General features: G+C 41.7%; 17 protein-coding genes. 5 read left to right on the forward strand and 12 right to left on the reverse strand.

The window, feature by feature from the left end:
* Nucleotides 1-12 precede the first annotated feature (12 nt).
* Complete coding sequence (locus AC0L6R_RS02300) at nt 13-375, reverse strand: DUF1304 domain-containing protein (protein WP_473269760.1); 363 nt, start codon at nt 373-375, stop codon at nt 13-15.
* Nucleotides 376-464: 89 nt separating this feature from the next.
* Here AC0L6R_RS02300 and AC0L6R_RS02305 point away from each other — a divergent pair, with 89 nt between their 5' ends.
* The 4 genes from AC0L6R_RS02305 to AC0L6R_RS02320 are packed head-to-tail and all read left to right on the forward strand — an operon-like array spanning nt 465 to nt 1,830.
* A complete protein-coding gene (locus AC0L6R_RS02305) occupies nt 465-701 on the forward strand; it encodes a hypothetical protein (protein ID WP_473269761.1) in 237 nt (78 codons plus the stop codon).
* Nucleotides 673-912 (forward strand): hypothetical protein, encoded by a 240-nt coding sequence (locus tag AC0L6R_RS02310; protein ID WP_473269762.1) that lies wholly within the window; start codon nt 673-675, stop codon nt 910-912. Before AC0L6R_RS02305 ends, AC0L6R_RS02310 begins: the two co-directional genes overlap by 29 nt.
* Nucleotides 909-1,451, forward strand: coding sequence for an NOL1/NOP2/SUN domain family protein (locus AC0L6R_RS02315; protein ID WP_473269763.1), 543 nt, complete (start codon nt 909-911; stop codon nt 1,449-1,451). Before AC0L6R_RS02310 ends, AC0L6R_RS02315 begins: the two co-directional genes overlap by 4 nt.
* Before the next feature lie 16 nt (nt 1,452-1,467).
* The gene (locus tag AC0L6R_RS02320; RefSeq protein ID WP_473269764.1) at nt 1,468-1,830 is read left to right on the forward strand and encodes a methyltransferase RsmF C-terminal domain-like protein; all 363 of its coding nucleotides are present in this window, start codon (nt 1,468-1,470) and stop codon (nt 1,828-1,830) included.
* Between the two features lie 244 nt (nt 1,831-2,074).
* Here AC0L6R_RS02320 and AC0L6R_RS02325 read toward each other — a convergent pair whose 3' ends face one another.
* The gene (locus AC0L6R_RS02325) at nt 2,075-2,419 is read right to left on the reverse strand and encodes an avidin-fold protein (protein WP_473269765.1); all 345 of its coding nucleotides are present in this window, start codon (nt 2,417-2,419) and stop codon (nt 2,075-2,077) included.
* Between the two features lie 136 nt (nt 2,420-2,555).
* Here AC0L6R_RS02325 and AC0L6R_RS02330 point away from each other — a divergent pair, with 136 nt between their 5' ends.
* The gene (locus AC0L6R_RS02330) at nt 2,556-4,208 is read left to right on the forward strand and encodes a M1 family metallopeptidase (protein ID WP_473269766.1); all 1,653 of its coding nucleotides are present in this window, start codon (nt 2,556-2,558) and stop codon (nt 4,206-4,208) included.
* On the opposite strand, the gene AC0L6R_RS02335 is transcribed toward AC0L6R_RS02330, so the two are convergent.
* The 10 genes from AC0L6R_RS02335 to AC0L6R_RS02380 all read right to left on the reverse strand — a co-directional run bounded on the left by AC0L6R_RS02335 (nt 4,205) and on the right by AC0L6R_RS02380 (nt 19,503).
* Nucleotides 4,205-4,570: a hypothetical protein gene (locus AC0L6R_RS02335; protein ID WP_283413494.1), complete on the reverse strand. Its 366-nt coding sequence runs from the start codon at nt 4,568-4,570 to the stop codon at nt 4,205-4,207. The two genes, AC0L6R_RS02330 and AC0L6R_RS02335, sit on opposite strands and share 4 nt — an antisense overlap.
* 247 nt (nt 4,571-4,817) lie before the next feature.
* Nucleotides 4,818-5,570: an SDR family NAD(P)-dependent oxidoreductase gene (locus tag AC0L6R_RS02340; RefSeq protein WP_283413495.1), complete on the reverse strand. Its 753-nt coding sequence runs from the start codon at nt 5,568-5,570 to the stop codon at nt 4,818-4,820.
* Between the two features lie 16 nt (nt 5,571-5,586).
* Nucleotides 5,587-6,876 carry an MFS transporter gene (locus AC0L6R_RS02345; RefSeq protein ID WP_473269767.1) on the reverse strand — a complete coding sequence of 430 codons (1,290 nt, stop codon included), beginning with the start codon at nt 6,874-6,876 and terminating at the stop codon, nt 5,587-5,589.
* On the reverse strand, nt 6,876-7,232 hold the full coding sequence (locus AC0L6R_RS02350; protein WP_473269768.1) for a cupin domain-containing protein: 357 nt from the start codon (nt 7,230-7,232) through the stop codon (nt 6,876-6,878). The genes AC0L6R_RS02345 and AC0L6R_RS02350 overlap by 1 nt, the downstream gene beginning before the upstream one ends.
* A 32-nt stretch (nt 7,233-7,264) precedes the next feature.
* Nucleotides 7,265-9,370, reverse strand: coding sequence for an alginate lyase family protein (locus tag AC0L6R_RS02355; RefSeq protein WP_473269769.1), 2,106 nt, complete (start codon nt 9,368-9,370; stop codon nt 7,265-7,267).
* 2 nt (nt 9,371-9,372) lie between these two features.
* Nucleotides 9,373-13,848, reverse strand: coding sequence for a chondroitinase-B domain-containing protein (locus AC0L6R_RS02360; protein WP_473269770.1), 4,476 nt, complete (start codon nt 13,846-13,848; stop codon nt 9,373-9,375).
* Between the two features lie 139 nt (nt 13,849-13,987).
* On the reverse strand, nt 13,988-15,394 hold the full coding sequence (locus AC0L6R_RS02365; RefSeq protein ID WP_473269771.1) for a RagB/SusD family nutrient uptake outer membrane protein: 1,407 nt from the start codon (nt 15,392-15,394) through the stop codon (nt 13,988-13,990).
* Between the two features lie 60 nt (nt 15,395-15,454).
* The gene (locus AC0L6R_RS02370) at nt 15,455-16,375 is read right to left on the reverse strand and encodes a hypothetical protein (protein WP_473269772.1); all 921 of its coding nucleotides are present in this window, start codon (nt 16,373-16,375) and stop codon (nt 15,455-15,457) included.
* A gap of 137 nt (nt 16,376-16,512) precedes the next feature.
* Complete coding sequence (locus AC0L6R_RS02375) at nt 16,513-18,606, reverse strand: SusC/RagA family TonB-linked outer membrane protein (RefSeq protein ID WP_473269773.1); 2,094 nt, start codon at nt 18,604-18,606, stop codon at nt 16,513-16,515.
* 201 nt (nt 18,607-18,807) lie between these two features.
* Complete coding sequence (locus AC0L6R_RS02380; protein ID WP_283413503.1) at nt 18,808-19,503, reverse strand: FadR/GntR family transcriptional regulator; 696 nt, start codon at nt 19,501-19,503, stop codon at nt 18,808-18,810.
* Between the last annotated feature and the right edge of the window lie 71 nt (nt 19,504-19,574).

Below are 19,574 nucleotides of genomic sequence, written 5' to 3' on the forward strand. Positions count from 1 at the left end.
ATTTTCTTTTTTTTAATGTAAATGCAGCAATACCAAGGCGATTAGCGCTGGTAAACCCTGTACCCAGAAGATTTTTTTACTTGCCGTCAGTGCACCAAAAATTCCAGCAACCAACACACAGCTCAGAAAAAATACCGCCACATAAAAAGACCATTTGTGATCCTCAATGAGCAGCGACCACACCAATCCAGCTACCAGAAAGCCATTGTAAAGTCCCTGATTTGCAGCTAGTCCTTTGGTTTTAGGAAATAATTCTGCTGGTAGGGATTTGAAAGTTTTTTTTCCGATTGTTTCCCAAGCGAACATTTCGAAGTATAAAAAGTAGAGATGAAGAGCAGCAATGGCACCGATGAGAATTTTAGCGAGGATTTCCATAAATCTTTAGAATTTAGACAATCTAGCAATTTCTAAGATTTGGTAAAGCATTTCAGTTTCTGAAAACTGATTACTGAGACTGCGAACTGATGACTTATCTTTGCGCCATGCCAGAAACCAATCTTCCTAAGGAATTCGAGTCTCAGATGCTCGAACTACTCGGTCAAGCCGAATTTGAGCAATTCAAAGAAGCAATTAACAATCCTTCTCGAACTTCCATCAGATTAAACTCTGCCAAAACCTTTTCGCTTTTCATGGAAAAACACGCCCATACCATGGTCCAAAACGGGCTTTTTTTTGGAAGAAAGACCTTCATTTACTCTTGACCCTGCGATCCACGCCGGAGCCTATTATGTGCAGGAAGCGTCTTCGATTTTTATAGAACATATTCTTAATTCACTGGAAATCCCCAAAGGAATTTACCTCGATTTGGCAGCTGCGCCAGGTGGGAAATCAACCTTACTCTCTACCTATTTAGGTAGTGAAGGGGATTGTTGGTTGCCAATGAGGTCATTCAGCCTAGAGCTCAGATTTTGAAGGAAAATATCATCAAGTGGGGGTTGGGAAATACTGCGGTTACCAACAATGATCCTGATCATTTTGCACCCCTGGAGGGCTTTTTTGACTTGGTTTTGGTGGATGCACCTTGTTCCGGAGAAGGAATGTTTCGCAAGGATCCTCAGGCTAGGGAAGAATGGTCCATTGACAATGTGCAGCTTTGCTCCGCTCGCCAAAAGCGAATCATGGATCAAGCTGGAGCTTTGGTGAAAGCTGATGGATATTTGGTTTACAGTACCTGCACGTTCAATGAGTCGGAAAATGAAGATATGATCCGGTTTTTGACGGAAGAGTTTTCGTATGAGCCGGTTCGAATTCCTTTAGACGCTAGTTGGAATATTAAGGAAACCGAGGTAGAAGCTGAAGGAAAAACATTTTATGGCTATCGATTCTTCCCGCATTTGGTGGAGGAGAGAAGGCTTTTTTATTACGGTTTTGAAGCGATCAGCAGAGGCTTATATCCAGGAGCCGAAGCGAATAAAAGATTTCAAACATCCTTATCTGAAGGAAGTATTTAATAGGGAATCCAGCGAATTGGATGCGGAATTAGGTTTTGATGGTACCGGAAAATTCTACACGCTGAATGATTCTTATTTCAGGATTTCCAAAGATTGGAATCTGCATTTTCAGAAGATTTCACAGCATTTGAGCTTGAAGTATTTCGGAGTGGAAATTGGGAAAAAGCAGAAAAACGATTGGATTCCAAATCATGAGTGGGCTTTATCCACATTACCTAAAAAGGACTTTCCTTCTCATGAGCTTTCGGAAATTGAAGCCATTGAATTTTTGCGTAAAAATGAGTTTGAAATACCTGATTTACCAGTTGGCTGGGTGTTGATAACTTATAATAACTTACCGCTTGGCTGGATCAAAAAACTTAGGAAACCGTGTGAATAACTATTATCCGAAAGAGTGGAGAATTAGGATGTAAAAGGAAGTATAAAGTAAAAAATCTCAAGTATAAAGTAGGTTGTTTTTAAGTCGGTTAGCTAAAATGTATGCTAGTCAGATTTAGTGTTTGCTGAGATTTTTTTCGAAGTTTATTATAACGGTAGTGGACAGGCAGGTTATCGCATATGAAGCAATTTAACTATAGTGGCTAGGAGCATCGGTCACCCGGCCTCCCTCATCCAACCTTCACTCAGATCTCCTCAATTACACTTTCTCCGCTAGACCGATCACCAGAAGTCCATTCCCAGGTTTCATGGAGACGGATTTTACCATTTTCTAGAATTTTGGGTTTGGATTGGCAGATGCCAGTCATGAGTTCTCCAACAGAATTTACCTGATGATAGCGCATATTGATTTGGCCATCTTCATCCACTAACCCGATCAAATGTCCTTTGACAATTTTGCCTCCAGCGTATTCTGCTGTTAGAATATTACCTTCTTGCTGATAGTGGAAAACTGTTTCGGCTGAAGTTTCCCCATTTTCTGTGTTTTGAACTGCACGGAATTTACGATTGTGGTAATTGATTTTGCTCATATTAATTAGGTTTCACTCTTCTTATCGTTAACAACCTTCATTTCACTAAAATTAAGTCCTTTCGTGGAAATGTATGGCTTTTCAATTGATCCTACCCAGTATCTTGTGGTTTCAAATTCCAAATTTCGCCTTCGTCATGAGATTTATACTACTAAGCTTTTCCGTACTCCTTTGCCTTAGTGCCCAAGCACAAATGTTTCCTCATGGAGAGAAATTCACGCGTCAGGACACATTGCGAGGTACCATTACTCCTGAGCGAGCCTGGTGGGATTTGCAATATTATCATTTGGAAGTGACAGTTGACCCGGATACGAAGTCACTTTCGGGCAAAAATACGGTGAGGTACAAAGTGCTGGAAGATGCAAATCGCATGCAAATCGATTTACAAACACCTATGCAACTTTCGAAAGCCGAGCAGGATGGAGTGGAATTAAAAATTGAGCATGAGGGGAATGCTCATATTATCACGCTTAAATCGGACCAGCCAATCGGGGAAGAAAAGGAAGTGGTTTTGACATTTTCAGGAACACCTGTGGAGGCGGTTCGCCCGCCATGGGATGGTGGTTTAACTTGGCAAAAGGATAGTAATGGCTTGCCTTTTCTCGCAAATTCCAATCAGGGAATTGGGGCAAGCGTCTGGTGGCCAAATAAGGATCATGGCTATGACGAGCCAGATCAAGGAGTTCTGATGTCTGTAACTGTACCCGAAAATCTAATGGATATATCCAATGGACGCTTAATCAAAACAGATCATGACAAAGCAGCCAAAACCAAAACCTATCACTGGGAAGTGAAAAACCCAATTAATAACTACGGCATCAATATCAACGTGGGCGATTATGTGCATTTCGGAGAAAAATATAAAGGTGAAAAAGGCGAGCTGGACATGGATTACTATGTGCTTCGTGAGAATCTGAAAAAAGCCAAAAAGCAGTTTGAAGATGCACCAAAGATGATGGAGGCGTTTGAGCATTGGTTTGGGCCCTATCCATTTTATGAAGACAGCTATAAACTAGTGGAAGCGCCCTACCTGGGTATGGAGCACCAAAGTTCAGTTACCTACGGAAACGACTATGCAAATGGTTATCTAGGTCGTGATCTCAGTGGAACAGGCTGGGGATTGAAGTTTGACTTTATCATCATCCATGAGTCAGGGCACGAATGGTTTGCCAATAATATCACCTATCGGGATGTCGCGGACATGTGGATTCACGAGAGTTTTACGGCTTATTCTGAGAATCTTTTTGTGGACTACTTCTATGGAAAAGAAGCCTCGAGCGAGTATGTGCTGGGTACCAGAATGGCCATTACTAATGATAGCCCGATCATCGGAACTTATAATGTGAATTCCGAAGGATCTGGTGATATGTATTACAAAGGTGCCAATATGCTACATACCATCCGGCAGATTGTGAATGACGATGAGAAATGGAGGTCAATTTTGAGGGGGCTGAATTCCGAATTTTATCATAAAACTGTCTCCACTCGCCAGATCGAAAATTATATTTCCCAAAAGACTGGGATCAACCTTAAGCCAGTTTTTGATCAATATTTAAGAGATATTCGCATTCCGATTTTCAGCTATAACTTGAAAGAAGGCCAGTTGCTTTACCGCTGGGAAAATGTGGTGGATGGATTCGATATGTCCCTAAAAATCTATGTGGAAGGGGAGGAAATGATTCTGAAGCCCACCCAGCAATGGCAGTCAGTAGATGTGGCAAAGAAAGATGTAAAAGTCACTGTAGACAAAGGTTACTACGTAGGCACTCTGAATGTCTCTGGGAATTAATTCAAAAAAGGAATCAAAATCTCTTTTGCTTTACCTTCAGTGAAAAGCACAAGGCCGGTTAGTTGGTCAGGATATTTGAATACTATCATTTGATTTCCTAAACACTTCACTTCAAATCGAAGCGGAGGATCAATGTCATCGATGAATTCTAGAATTCCTTCGGGAGTTAGGATCCAATCTAATGCATCCTCTTCCCCATTTTCTGATTTTATGGAAGTACCATCTTCGAAAAAAGTGAAATAGCAGTTTATCTTTCGGGTTTCGTCTAGACAATACCAAGGATTTGCAATTAACAACTCGCGGGAAATTACCTTCCCGAAAAAAATGATGTCAACGGACAACTGATTGATGAAGTCGAACATAGTAGTTGAAAATACGTAATTTTTGAATTCCTATTTCAATGGGCAACTAGAAAATGTTATACCAGCTATAGTGCGGGTTCTGAGGGCAGGTTTGGTTTGTAAATCCCCCTTGCCACCTTTAGAAAAGGGCAATTTCCAACATTGAACCTCAATCATGAATTCTTTGGAGATATTTTTTAACAAGAACATCATAAAAAAAAGACTGGCATTGCTACCAGTCTTTTTTGAATAATGGTATTACTCAGACTTAAGAGAATAGTAATCCTCCGTTTATATCGATGTTAGTTCCTGTGACGAATGAAGATTCATCAGAAGCAAGGTATGCAACCAAGTCAGCTACTTCTTTTGCTTTTCCTTCTCTTCTTAAAGGAGTTCCACCTGCAACTTTCTCACGTACTTCGTCCTTAGTAAAGGTGTCGTGGAAAGTTGTGGCAATCATTCCTGGGCAAAGAGAGTTTACTCGGATGTTTTTTGGTCCAAGTTCTTTTGCCATAGATCTAGTAAAGGTGATCACGCCACCTTTTGCAGTCGAATATGCAGAAGCTCCCGGTCCGCCACCGTCACGACCTGCCTGAGAAGCGAAGTTCACGATAGAAGCACCGCTTTTCATATGAGGAACGACAGCCTTGGTCACTAGGAAATTAGAAGTAAGGTTCAATTTCAATAGGAAGCTGAAGAAATCAAGATCCATTTCTTCCAACGTCTTTCTAGCAACTAATCCACCAGCCACATTCACTAAAATATGTACTTCATCTCCATAAGCTTTTGTTGTTTCTGAAACTAGGTTAGCAACCTCAGCCTCGCTTGTCATATCACCTTGCACCAAAATCGCGTCGCCGCCGTCCGCTTTTATTTCCGCCAAAGTTTCCTCAGCTTGCTCTTTATTGTCAAAATAATTGACCACTACTTTAGCGCCTAGTGCTGCTAATTTTTTGGATACTTCCTTACCGATGTCTCTTCCACCGCCTGTTACGATTGCTACTTTTCCTGATAGGTTCATACTGTTCGAATTAAATTTATTTTGAAATGAGATTAGTTACTGGTTTGATTTTGCCTCCTAGCAGTGCAAATGATATTAAAGCTAGGGGTACTAGGGATGCTCCCAACACGAAGAAAGGAACGTAAGATGTTGCTGTGATTACTGGAACTAGCCAGATGGTAATCAATACTCCAATCACTGCAGCAGATCCGCTAACTCCAGCTAAGGAGCCTACAGATTTGCCTGAGAAATAATCACTTGGAAGTGTCTGGATATTGCCGATTGCGATTTGGAAACCGAAAAGAATCACTGCGATTAATAATACTGCGATCAATGGAGTCGCTGCATAAGCCGTCAAGATCAACGGTGGGATCATGATCAGGCATCCGAGATAAATAATCGTTTTCCTGGCTTTATTGACTGACCAGCCTTTGCGGAGCCAGACACCTACGAGCCATCCTCCGAATAAACTTCCAACTGCCGCTCCTACGTAAGGCACCCAAGCGAATAGCCCGATTTGCTTCACGTCGAAACCAAATTGATCTGCGAGATAAATAGGAAGCCAAGACACGAATAACCACCAAACGGGATCGATAAAGAAGCGCATCAAGATGATAGCCCAGCTTTGTTTTAGTTTTAATAGTTCCCGTAGCGTAGGTACATATTCCTCCTCCTGCGCTAAATCGTCAGGCTCAGGTTCTGGCTTTTGGCCTTTGACGATGTAATTCCGCTCTTCTTCTGTGATCCAAGGATGCTTGTCAGGTGAAGATTTGTACACGATTACCCAAGGAATAATCCATAGTAATCCCAACGCCGCTATGCAAACGAAGGTCATCTGCCAACCAATTGTCACGTACATCCAAGCAATAATTGGGGCTGAGATGACTGCGCCCAAAGATGCTCCTGAGTTGAAAATTCCTTGTGCTAGAGCCCTTTCTTTGACAGGAAACCATTCTGCGTTTGCCTTAGTAGCTCCTGGCCAGTTGCCTGCTTCCCCAAATCCAAGTGTGAATCTGAAGATTCCAAAGGACAAAACAGATTTGGCCACTGCATGTAATGCGATGGAAATTGACCATATAGAAATGGAGAGCAAAAAGCCAAAGCGTGTACCGATTTGATCAAAGATTTTCCCAAAGGCTGTCTGCCCTAAGGCGTAGGCGATCATGAAGAAGGAGAGAATCAATGCATAATCTTCCTTTCCCATGTTCAAATCCTCCGCCACTCCCGGCCACATGACCGCGAGCGCGTTTCTATCGATGTAATTGATGACGGTAGCTAGGCCGACAAGACTCACTACCAACCATCGTAGTCCTTTTACCTTTTTCATTATTTATACTTTTCTCCTGTGAAGAAATCCTCTCTGATTGGACTGAAGACATCTATCAAGACTCCAGCAGCTAAACACAACGCACCGTGTGGCTCGTGAGGAGGAATGTAAAAGCCATCTCCAGCCTTAAGTACTTTTTTGGCTCCACCTATATTGACTTCAAATTCCCCAGATTCTACGTAGGTAGCCTGACTATGAAAATGATCGTGAATCGGTCCTATGCTTCCTTTCTCGAAAAAAACTTTTACGATCAAAATTTTATCATCGTGTCCCATGATCTGACGCTTCACGCCTTCACCTACCACTTCCCACTTGATATCTTCCCCTTTTTGAAATATGTCACTTTGAAATTTCATGCGTTCTTTATTTAGATGTACTAGTTTGATTACTAATTGATTTCGTAGTTTTTGATCCCTGAATCTTTGGTTGTTACCACTATTGACCTTTTTCCGTCTTTTACTGTAAGATCCAGTGCTTGAATTTGATTAGAGGCATTCATAGTCACTTCATTTTTGGAGTCAAAATCGCCATGGGTTTCCAAAGCAGAGAGGAAATAGTGATTGCCGTGACCTGTACTTCTAAGGATAATGGAGCGCTCATTTCTAAGATTGAAATCCGGATCATTTGCCCCTAATTCAGTCACGATCAATTCATCCTCTGCGCTGGTTTTGGTGCTCCAGGTGTAGAATCTGTTATCCAGCAGCCAAGTGAATTGACTGAGCTTGTCGTGAGCTTTTCCTTGAGCCATATTCCAGAGATGCTGGTAGCCATTAGCTTTTCCTAGAGGGCTCATTTGTGTACTGTTCGCCTGCAGTGGCACATTTAAGTGAATAAATTGCCCATTGAAATGAATTGGAAGATCATATTGATGTGCCTCATTAGATTCTATTTCGAAAAGATCGAGGACCACCGGATATTCAAAGGCTTCATCTTTCAGATAGATCATTGTACGCGTGAACTTTACACCTTCGTAAACTCCTTCTATTTCGGCGCTTGCGATTTGGTAATCTGGATCACTTACATCGAAAATTAATTCAGTTGGAAAAGCCTTCTCAGCTGTGGATAACTTTCCGCCGAAGTGACTTTTTTCATCAACTACCACCGTATTGTGTGCGATGGATTGCTTAGCCCATGTATTGTTTTCAGCCAAATAATGTCCACCATATTTGGCTTCAATGTTCAAAAATCTGGCTGCACCATAGTCACGAATGATTTCAGAATTATTGTCGTAATACAACCAGGTCAGTTTGTCGAAATGACCATGACCCATTCCCTGTGCTGTGTACTTGTAGATTAATGCAGAGGAATTTGTATAGGACTCTGCTCTGAAAATGGCCAAACCTCCTTCCGTTCCGTCATTCCCATCTCTCACCCGTATAGATTTGAAATCATAAGGCTTAGTCAATCCAGCTGCTACTGCTGCCGCCACGCTAAACCCACCATCGATGGGAGCAAAATTTTGCTGGTATTCTGCAATAGACAGTAGGGAGGGATCCTTGGTAATGCTATAGGCGATATCCACTCCAAAAACCATCTCGGAGGTTTTCAGATTTTTCTCTTTTAACGCATCATTGATCGGGAAGAAATGACCCGCATAGGTCAGGTCTATGGCTGTATAAATGGCCTTAGTCAGAATAGCATTCCGGTGTTCAAAAATTTTCAGTTCTGGATTATTAGTTGCGATGGCCTGACCAAAAACCACAAAGGGTAGCAATGCATATCTTTGGTAATAGGGACCTTCGGTGTAATAGCCGTCTGGAGAAAAGAGCTGATCCAACTGGGCAATAAAGCCACCTGATCCATCTGCAGCGGTACCTTTCAATGCCATCTGCACCCACTCATCTACTTCCAAACTATAACCAGTCATCCCTACCGCCGCTAGAGCCCAAGTACCATGATTATGGATTTTATTGAAGGTTTCCGCGCCGTCTACACTTAGAAATTCCACATAAGGCTCAAATAACTCTGTTTTGAGGTAATCCCGCTCTTCAGGTGTCAAATAGGATTTGATTGCATCGAAGCCTTGAACTGTATAGACTAGCCACACGGCATCATTCAAACTTTGCCAAAACAGCTTTCCTGGAGTCTGCTCCTTTTTCTCAGGATGCAGCGGAAGGGTTTTGTACATTTTCGCGTAAGCATTTAAAAGTACTTTGGAGTGCTTCGCATATTTCTCTTCTCCTGTTAGTTTGTAGAGCACCCCTGCCTGGAAAATCGAGAGTTGATTCGATTTGTGTTTCTCATGAGTGAATCCTCCCCCGGCATCCTTTGGGATAGGTACATTGATAGGCTCAGCCATTTCTGCTTCGACTTTGGCTTTCATTTCCTCTATCTGTTGCACAGCTTTTGGATATTTTTCTGCCAAAAATCTGTAGTCCTTCACACCTTTGGATGTAAGAAGAAGTTTGCTTTCGGCTGAAGGGATTTTTTGCTGCGCAAAGCAAAAGCTTGAGCAGAAACTTAAAGCCAGTAAGAATAGTTGGGTTCGGGTCATTGTTATTTGATTGCGTGGGTGAATAAAGAAGGCATATCAAAATCGTTATCCGAAAATTTCAGCATGGGTGTCCCCACTGTTTCCACCAATTTTATTGGAGATGAGGAGGTAAAGGAATTGCCTGTGACCAGCACCCATTGTGCTCCGTGTATTACTAGAGAAGCTCCGTCTTGATTTCTACTGTTTTTTCCGACCGTTGTCAGTTGGTTATTGCTTGCGATGAGGTAAGGTCCAAACGTACTTTCGTCTGTCCCACCTCTATACATATCCACTACTTTTCCACCGATATTTGAAAAGGAATTCCCCTCCAAAATCACATATTCAGCGTTGTATTTGCCCAGATCATCTGTTTCCTTATTAAGGGTGAGTATAGATCCAGTGAAGTTTTCAAACTTGGAATCTCTGATCAGCACGGTATCAGCAAAACTGCCTTTTGAAGCTTCTAAGAAATTGAATGAATGGTTGACCGTCATGTCTACAAACTCACTGTGGCTAACTTCCAACTTGTAATTTTTCAGCGTACCAGATCTATTTAGCCTTACTACCGCGTTTCCGGCAGCATCAGCAGAATTTTTTCCATTGACTTTGATGCCTTCCAATCTCAAAGCACCACCATCGTATATCTCAAATAGATGAGTTCCCTCAAAGCTGATTTCAGAGTCCGACCCACCTTTTACAGTCAATGGGAAGCTGACTTCCAGCACTTTGCTCTGTTGATAAGATCCAGCTGCTAAATCCAGTATATCGCCAGTTTCAGCATTTTCCAATGCATCGGCGATTGTATTCAATCCCGGAGTTACTGGAATAGTTTTTCCAGTAGAAAAGACGATTTCTTTAGAAACCTTTGGGTACCAAGAAGTGCCAGTTTCAGACTTTTGTATCACTACCAAATCTGCTGGAGCGCCGATAGAATTGCTCGCATCAGATGTATACATCAGACCATTTTCGGCTTTTTGAAATTTTAATGACTGATTGCTCAGGCCATTTGGAATAAGCCTGGAAGAAAAATTAGAGACGTTTCCCACAAAGGAAATTCCTGAAATGTCGTCGTATGCTTTAAAATTATCAGTTTGATTTTCGTTGAAAATCAAGTTGTTGGTAAAATGGCTATTCATCGGAATCGCTGACCTCTCTTCGTCACTACCTACAGCCAATTCAATGTGCGCTACATTCACAAATGTGTTATTATTGATTTGCACATTTTTCACCTGGTGATACCGATTGATACTGGAATTGGGCACCCCGTTCATCACTGTGATGCCTGCACGGAATTTATCCCCGGTGAGATCCTGCATGTAGTTGTTTTCAATCTTATGATCTGCATTGATCACGCGGATGCCACCTGTCTCTGGTTGACCGTTTCCTAGAAAGATATTTCTTTCTACGATGTTGCCATTTCCATGTCTCAGGGTCAGTGATCCTTTTGATTCGAAGAAAACATTTCCGCGGATAATGTTTCCTCCAGATTTGATGGAAATGATCTCAGTTTCCCCATTACACTTATCGAAATAGTTATTCTCAATTAGCGTGTTTGAGTTGCTCAGGGAATATTGACTTGTGCCCACACGAAGCGTCTCGCCGCCATTTGAGCCTAAGATTGGGCGTGGGCCAAAGTAATTATGGTCGATGCTGTGGAGATTTTCTTGACTGTCTTCAGAATTCAGTCGCACAGCCATCGTCACTCCTTGATTTCGCTTTCCTTCGATATGATTGTGATCAAATCTGTTGTTTTGTCCATACATCATAACCCAGGAATCTTGAGCGTTTCTGTCCGGATTGTTGTAATTGTCAATCACACATTCCGTGATTCTAGAGTTGAATGCAAGATTCTTACTGTCTTTTCTGAATGAAATCACTTCTCCGGATGGAGTGTAGCCATTTCTGAAAACTAACCCTTTCACGACTAAATATTCGCCGGCTATACTCAGATTGGATTTGCCTTCCATAAATACTTCTCCGGGAGTTTCTGCTAGGAGTACGATCAGGGAATCAGCTGTTCCTTTTCCTTCAAATACTAACTCCACATCCTTCCAAACTCCATTTGCGAGAAATAAGGTATCTCCAGGCTTAAGAGATTTTACAGCAGAATCATACTCGGTTTTATTTTTCACTACTGAGTGGCTCTGCTTGCTTTGACATCCCATTGGAAGCAGGCAAATCAGGGCCCAGCTGAGGTAATAATTCAAATTATGTATTGACTTAGTCATTGAGTTGGGTTTAGTGTCAAGGTTTCTAGCGCAGAGATTGTGAAAATCCTGGCCGTTACTTCTTAAGGTTATTTCCTTTTCTCCGAAGGATTTGATTTCCAACTTCCCATCCATCGTACTGATCAAAACGTCAGCTGGGATTGCGGATAAAAAGGTTTGGCTTCCTAGCGTCATCTCGGTCATGCCTACCAAGAAGGTCATTTCATCTTTTTTGAAAATGTATTCTGCGACGTAAGAATCTTCCATAATCTGGCTGCTGCCTTCATTGATTTGCCATTCACCTACGGTCATGGTTCCATCAGATTTAGGTAAAGAAGTGCGGTCTTCGTATTTTCCATAAGGCTTTATGATGGTGGTGAAGCGATGTTTGTTAGCACTTATTGATTGGAAAGTGATTCGGTTCTTGCCTTTATTACCACTTATTTTTGCATTTGAAATTTGGTTCCCAAGCTGGATGATGTCCAGTCCTGAAGCGTTAGCTAGATTAGCTCTTGCTATCATCGGAGTATCTTCCAAGGAGTAGTTTCCTTGAAAATTCTGATAGAATTCATGCGCTCTTTCTCCTTCAAACTCATCAAGGATCAAAAAGAAATCTCCAGAGAAATAATAGATCGTACGTCCATAATTCACCCCTATGGTTTGGTATCCATCGTGTGATCCGCGGAAAGCCTGAATCTCACCTTTTGGCTCCCATTGACTGACCAAAGCTTTCGGTAAAGTCTGAAACTTACCAAAACCACTTCCTCCTTGATTTCCAGTCCAGTCTTGGCCTTGTGGGATTGAGTCCACCAATGCGACATTTTTCACCCAGGAATTTTTGAAAAACTGGAATTCGGGTAATGGATAGCGAACTTGGTAATTTGGCATCAGCATCTCGCCATTGGCAAAAAGCTGAAAACCTAAAACGTCGCCGTGCTGGTGATCTGGCTTTTCCTTTGAAACTCCTGTACTGATGAGCATGTAGAGGTCATTTTCTTTCCAGCCCTCTCGGAATACATAATATCCAGTAGATTCCAGTGCAGTGGATTTGACGGTGGGTTTCTTAGATTTTTTTCCTTGAAGATTCTCCAAGTCGGCTTTTCCCAGCAACCAATAGTATTCCTCGGACGGGTGATTTGCGGCTAAGAATCCGTATTCTGGCTCAGGAAAAAGCGCGTAGCCCAGTGCCATGATTTCACCCAGATTATTTTGAGTAGCCATCGGTTGATCAGTGTCGTCCTGAATGACTGGGGCATTTTTATTGGGTAGAGCTATAGCTAGCATCGCCGAAAACATTGCTTTCAGTTTGCCTGACCAAGCTTCAGGAATAGGACTTCCTGTAATATGAGCCAGTTTATATACGCGGAAATAATTGTCTATATCTCCCACGTGATAGTGGAAGGAGCGTTCAAATTGAAACCCGTCAGCATTGACTTCCTTTTCTAGGTGCTCGCCTAGGATAGCTATCGCAAAGTCATAGTATTTTTTATTCGTGTCAAATTCCGGATACATCATTGAGATTACTGCCAATGCTACCATTCCTTTGGTCTGGTGATTCCCGTAATTGAAGGATTGGTTGGTGTGGTAAAGGACCTCTGCATGATGTAAGAACATACGCATGGCTAGTACCTGGTCTTCGGCCGAGTATTTCTCCGAAGCCAGAAATAAATGATGTGCCAGCACCCAGTTTTCTATTCTATTTCCCCCACGGAAAGCCTCGTAGGCTCCATTTCCATCTTCGATCAATTCTATAGTTCCAGCTTGATAGGCAGAACTTAGGCTTTTCACATGCTCAGTGAAATATGGTAAGTATTCTGCTTTGTCTGAAAGAAAAAAGCTAAATGCTAAATCGCCTGCTTTGTGCTGACGAAATAAATGTCTAATGGCATAGGCATCCATTTGTTTGCCTGCCTTGTTTACAAAAGGTAATCTCCACGAAGTAGAAGCCGAAAAATCACTAATATGATCTTGCGCGTCTTTAAGGTGACTTTTGGCTGCAGAAGGATACATTTCATTGTACTCAGTCATGCGCTGAGGTACATTTTGCCAGTTAAAAAAGAATCTTTCTGCTGCTTTGACTTTGAAATAGGAAGCCAGTTGTTTTATAGCTTCAGTACGACTTCCATCGGTATAAAGGCTCTTTATTTCTGCAAATCCCGAAATAGAGTCGGGTAATGTTTCAAAAAATGACTCCTCAGAAGGCATAGGATATTCCTTAGTTTCATTCTGAGACATGGCTTTTACAGCTATGAATAAGAAGAGAAAGAAGATGTAATTCCTAAGATAGTTCATTTGATTTTGGACGGATTGTCCTTGGTTTTCTTTAATGAAAAGACAAAGCGGTGGCTAGTCTTAAGCATATGCTTAAGAAGAATGGCCGATCTGGAAACCCCCATGGTAAACCAGACCGACCGTATCTATCTACATAGGTTTAGTTGCCCTGATTAAATATGTCTACTTCACGCTGAGGTAGTGGAAGCAGTAATTTGTCAGATTGTACTGGACTGATTCCGAAGGTATATTCAGAGTAGAATACTTCGGTTTCATATTGTGTATTTAGCGTTTCTTCTACCATATTATATAGTACTAGATCAAACCATCGCTGATTTTCAAAGGCAAATTCCAACCTTCTTTCTAATAGTAATTTTTCAGTAAATGCGTCTTTAGAACCAACCTCTTCAATGGTATAAGCAGTCAAGCCTGCTCGCTCACGCACTTGATTCAAATAGGTCAGTGCCATAGCCGTTTTTCCGTTTTCATTGAGCGCTTCTGCGTACATCAGGAGGATGTCGGCATATCTAAGCACTGGGAAATCATTTTCTGCATCTTGGCTGATGGAGACAGGAGAATAAAATTTATAGACGAAATTATCTTCTACAAAATTTCCTCCTGCGCCTATGTATCCTCTTTGAAACGCTACATTTTGACGCAGGTCTGCTGAATCATACAGATTGATTAATTCATCTGTAGGTTTATTGAAGTGGTTTCCATCACCGTTGATTACAAAGGAACCGCTATTCTGAGGTGCGAAGTAATTTGCTAATGGAGAACCAATTCCCAACCCACCTGCTTTAAAACGCACTGCAAACAAGATCTCTTTATTTAGCTCATTGGAGGTGGAGAATACTTGCTGGTAGCCATTAGCTCCAGTAAGTAAAGCCGCTCCGCTTCCGGCGATCACTTCTGCTAGTAAGGTTTCTGCCTCGGTAAACTTGCGTTGAGTTCTATACACTTTCGCCAAAAGACCTTTTGCAGCCCAAGAAGTTGCTCTTCCGGCACTTTCTGCCGGATAGCTTGATGGGAGCAAGGAAGCAGCAGCGGTCAAATCTGAGATTATAAAAGAATAAAGTGCGTCCACACTAGCTGGCGTCAGGTTTTTGGCTTCTTGCGCAGAGATTCGCGAATCGACCAAATACACTTCTCCAAATAATCTTACTAAGTTGAAGTAATGATATGCTCGAATAAATGAAGCTTCACCTTCAAGTTGAGCACGAAGGGACTGACTTTCTATATCATCTAGTCGATCTAATACAGTATTTACGCGAGAGATATTCTGATAGGTATCTGCCCAGTACTCGTAGATATTAGGCTGCTCTGCTGTGAAGGTCATCAAGTCCAACTCCCGAAGTGGGATATAAATGTTGCTCGCAGTTTGCGAGTTGTGGAGCCGTGTATTATCAGATCTCAATTCTGTCATCGCCCACTCATTGAGAATGGGTGCTTGCATGCCATTGTATGCAGCTACCATTGCAGTATTGAAATCTAAATCTGTTTGATAGAAGTTTCCCTCGCCTATCTCAGAGATAGGCTGAAGGTCTAAATCACAAGCAGTAAACAAACCAAGCGAACGCCAGGCAAACGAAGATATTTCTAGTTATTTTTTTCATGTTGATCAAGATTAAAAGCTGACATCTATACCGAATACAAAAGCTCTAGGTACTGGAAAAGAGCCTCTTTGATACCCCGTTACCAGCGGAGAAGCATATTGCGAGGAAGTAGATCTCGCCTCTGGGTTGATTCCACGATAGCCTTTTGCGCTGAAGTAAAGGGCATTTTGAGCGGATCCATAAACTCTCAGGCCTTTCAATTTGATTTTTTCTGTAATTGACTGTGGGAAATTATATCCAAGAACAATATCTCGAACAGAGACATAAGACCCATCTTCGATCATGTAATCGGTAAACTGCCATCCAATGCCATTCGTGCTATAAGGTGTGACGCCATCCCCTGGAGACTCTGCCGATACCCACCTGTTTTCCACATATTTTCTATTGGTTCTTTTGGTCTCATTGTAGTGACCATCACCATTGAAAACATCTATCCCTTGTACCCCTTGGATCAGCACGCTCAAGTCAAAATTGCCGAAGTTGAAGTTGTTAGTAATTCCCCAGGTGAAGTCTGGGAATGGATTTCCTAATACAACGCGATCATCGTCATCGATGATACCATCTTCATTGGCATCCAACAATCTTAATCCTCCTGGGCGGTCCAAGCTATTGCTAGCATTTGCATTGATTTCTTCTTGAGAGTTCCATACACCAATTGCTTTATAACCAAAGAATTGGATGTAAGGCTGACCGACTTGAGCTAGGTAGATTTCATTTCGCTCTCCGTAGGAAAGTAATCTGTCCTCACCACTGAATTCAACCAATTTGTTCTTTACAGAAGAAAGGTTTAGTGAGGTTGACCATTGGAAGTTTTTCTTATTGACGTTATTTAAGTTCATTTCAAATTCAAACCCGTTGTTCTGAATTTTACCTATGTTGTTCCAGAATTCAGTAAACCCTGTAATTGCCAGAGTAGGCTGTCTAAGTAGCAATTGGTCAGTCTGAGACTGATAATATTCGGCCGAAAGGCTAAACCTATTTTCGAGAAATGCGATGTCAAAGCCAATGTTGGTAGAGAAAGTACGCTCCCATGCGATGGATCTATTGGCAAGTGTGCTGCCTGACTGAGCTACCCTGGAGTTAACGTGCCTGTCCCAGCTCCGAAGGCATAATTTTCGGGATAAAGTCTATTCACAGAAGCATAATTCTCGATGTCGTTGTTACCAGTGACACCGTAGCTTGCTCTTAATTTCAGAAGATCTATCACGCTATTTCCTTGCAAAAAACCTTCTTCAGATAGCACCCATCCTGCCGAAACTGATGGAAACCAACCCCATTTATTGTCTGGACCGAAAAGTGAACTTCCGTCAGTTCTTGCACTTGCTGAGAATAAGTATTTGTTTTTGAAGGAATAGCTAGCTCTAGCTAAATAAGAAAGCAATAATGTTTCATCCTTTAAGGTGTAGGTATTTACCAAATCAATCACCGTTGCCCCATTCAACGTAGGGACATAGTCCGTTGGGAAGTTGGTTCCTACAATACTAGAATAGGTATTGGTTACTTTTTGAGCTGTAAAACCTCCTACTGCTGACACTTCGTGATCTCCGAAGCTCTTGTTGTAGCTTAATATATTTTCTGAAAGGAGGTCGATTCGAAGGTTAGTTTCATAAGACCCTCTGTTAGGATCTCCAGCTCTATTAGTACCTTCATTTCTGTACTCTTCCTGTACTCTGTTGGTGATATAAGCACCTTGAGAAGCTTTGAAGAATAGATTTTTACCCAGGTCTATCTGTAAATAAGTAGATGCTAGCAGTCGGTATTGGTTGTCTACACGCGAATCGTTATCTGAAATGAACTTTGGGTTGTTGTTTGATGTGCTCCAAGGTCTAGCAGAAGTAGTAGATACATCTACACCCTGAGGAGTTGTGAATTCATACAAGACATTGCTGAAATGACGTCCATGTGCATACTCACCGACAGGAATTCCAGTAAGAGCAGATGTCTCTTCATTATGTCTTACAGGCATGAAAGATGGCGTTCTGAAGTAATCCGTGAAGTTGGAAGCTGGAAGAATACGCTTGGTATAAGAAGGGTTAATATTTACCCCAACTTTCAACACCTTATTCAACTTCGCATCCATTTTCATTCTGAGGTTTAATCGCTCAAAATCGTTATTGATAAGCATACCCTTTTCGTCATTGTAACCGCCAGAGATTAGGTATGTGATGTCTTTTTTACCTCCAGAAACCCCTAACTGATAGCTGCTAACTACCCCTTGTCGAAGTCCTTCTTCTTGCCAATTAGTTTCGTTTTCCACAGACCAAGCGGCTTGCTCATGAATAGTAGGTGCCGCTCCTCCTCTAGTTTCCTCTTCCCACAACATCTCTGCATACTCTTTGGATGTAAGCATGTCATGGAGTTTATAGGGACTTTTCACGCCAGAAAACATCTTGAAGGTAAAGGTCGGCTTGTCTGCTACTCCGCTTTTGGTAGTTACTATGATGACACCATTTGCACCTCTAGAGCCATAGATAGCTGCAGAAGCGGCATCCTTGAGGACTTCGATTGATTCGATGTCGTTAGGGTTGATAAAGGAAAGACCGTCTGGCGTAGGGAAACCATCCACTACTACTAGAGGCTCGTTATTAGCTCCTATTGAGCTATTGCCACGGATTCTAATGGATGGAGAAACGCCTGCTTCCGAAGTAGTATTCTGAATTTGTACACCTGCTATTTTCCCTTGAAGGGCTTGATCTGCCTGTAGGATTGGCAAATCGCCCAAGTTGGTGTTTTCAAACTTAGATACTGCACCAGTGAGATGAGATTTCTTTTGGGTTCCATACCCTACTACTACAACTTCGTCTAGTTGAGTTTGATCCTCATCAAGTACTATGCTGACCTGGGTTTGATTACCTACTACCATCTCTACTGTCGTGTATCCAATAAAGGAAAAAATTAGGATGTCAGTGGGACTTGCATTGATACGGAATTTACCGTCTAGGTCAGATACCGTTGCAGTAGTGGTACCTTTTACAAGAATGTTTACTCCTGGAATATATAGCCCTTGAGCGTCATTCACTTGGCCTGTGATCGTATTGGCAGATTGGCTTTGAAAAGCCTGAACATGGGCTACATTGCCGATTAAAAGGCAAATGCATAAGGTTAGAATTTGAAGATTAATCACCTGCCCATTCCAAATTTTATTAGGTAATGGTTGTCTCATTTTTTGGGTTTTGTTTAGAAAATTTTTTTGTAGGAGACCAGGGATAGTAAGTAATTTAATAGCTAGCGAATTTTTCTTAAATTTGACTATCCATTAGGGAGACTACAGTTAGGACCTCGACAATCTTTATACAGTAGTACTTAATATTCCTGATGTGAAATTTGGTGGATTCTGTCCACCATTTTTTTTACCATAGGCTACTCATTTTTTATTTATGATTTCAGATAGGTGGTTTTTCATGGCGAATTCTGCCATTGTTGTGTCTTGATTAATGATATGGGTAAGGATTTCTTTATGCTCCTGCAAAGCCCCAAATGGCTTGCCTCCACCACAGACATTATGTTTAGTGAAATGTGTCAGAATATCAGGAGTGACAATAAGCATCAGCGATTTGAGCACATTGTTTTTGCTGGCTTCAGCGATTTTGATGTGAAAAAGTAAATCCTCATCTATGGCCTGTGCTCCTGATTTTACTTTGGCTTCGTAGAGATCTAATGCTTCCTGTAGCGCTTCAATATCTTCCTCAGTCCGTCTCTCTGCTGCGAGCCTCACTGTTTGAGATTCAAGAATCAATCGGGTCTCTATCAAGGAATGAAAATCACTTCCTTCCATTTTCAGGACATCAGAGATCAATCCTTCTAAAGCTGTGATTCCCAGACCTGCGATGATAGTTCCGCTTTGTGGGTGGGTTTTGACTATCCCGTAAAACTCAAGTTTCTTAATAGCCTCTCTGACGTAAGTTCTGCTGATGCCAAGTTTTTCGGAAAGTTTGCGCTCAGGAGGAAGCTTGTCACCCGCGTTAAGTTCGCCTGAAATAATCAAATCTCTTATTTGACTGATAATAATATCTACAGGATGATCAAGCTTAATTGTTTTAAAATTACTTAAGGTTTCCATGGGTTTAAATTGGTTGACCAATAATTGGTTGACCAATTTTAAACAAAAAAATCTGTGTTCCAAAAAAATGT

It is taken from the genome of Algoriphagus sp. 10J20-15, assembly GCF_055809615.1.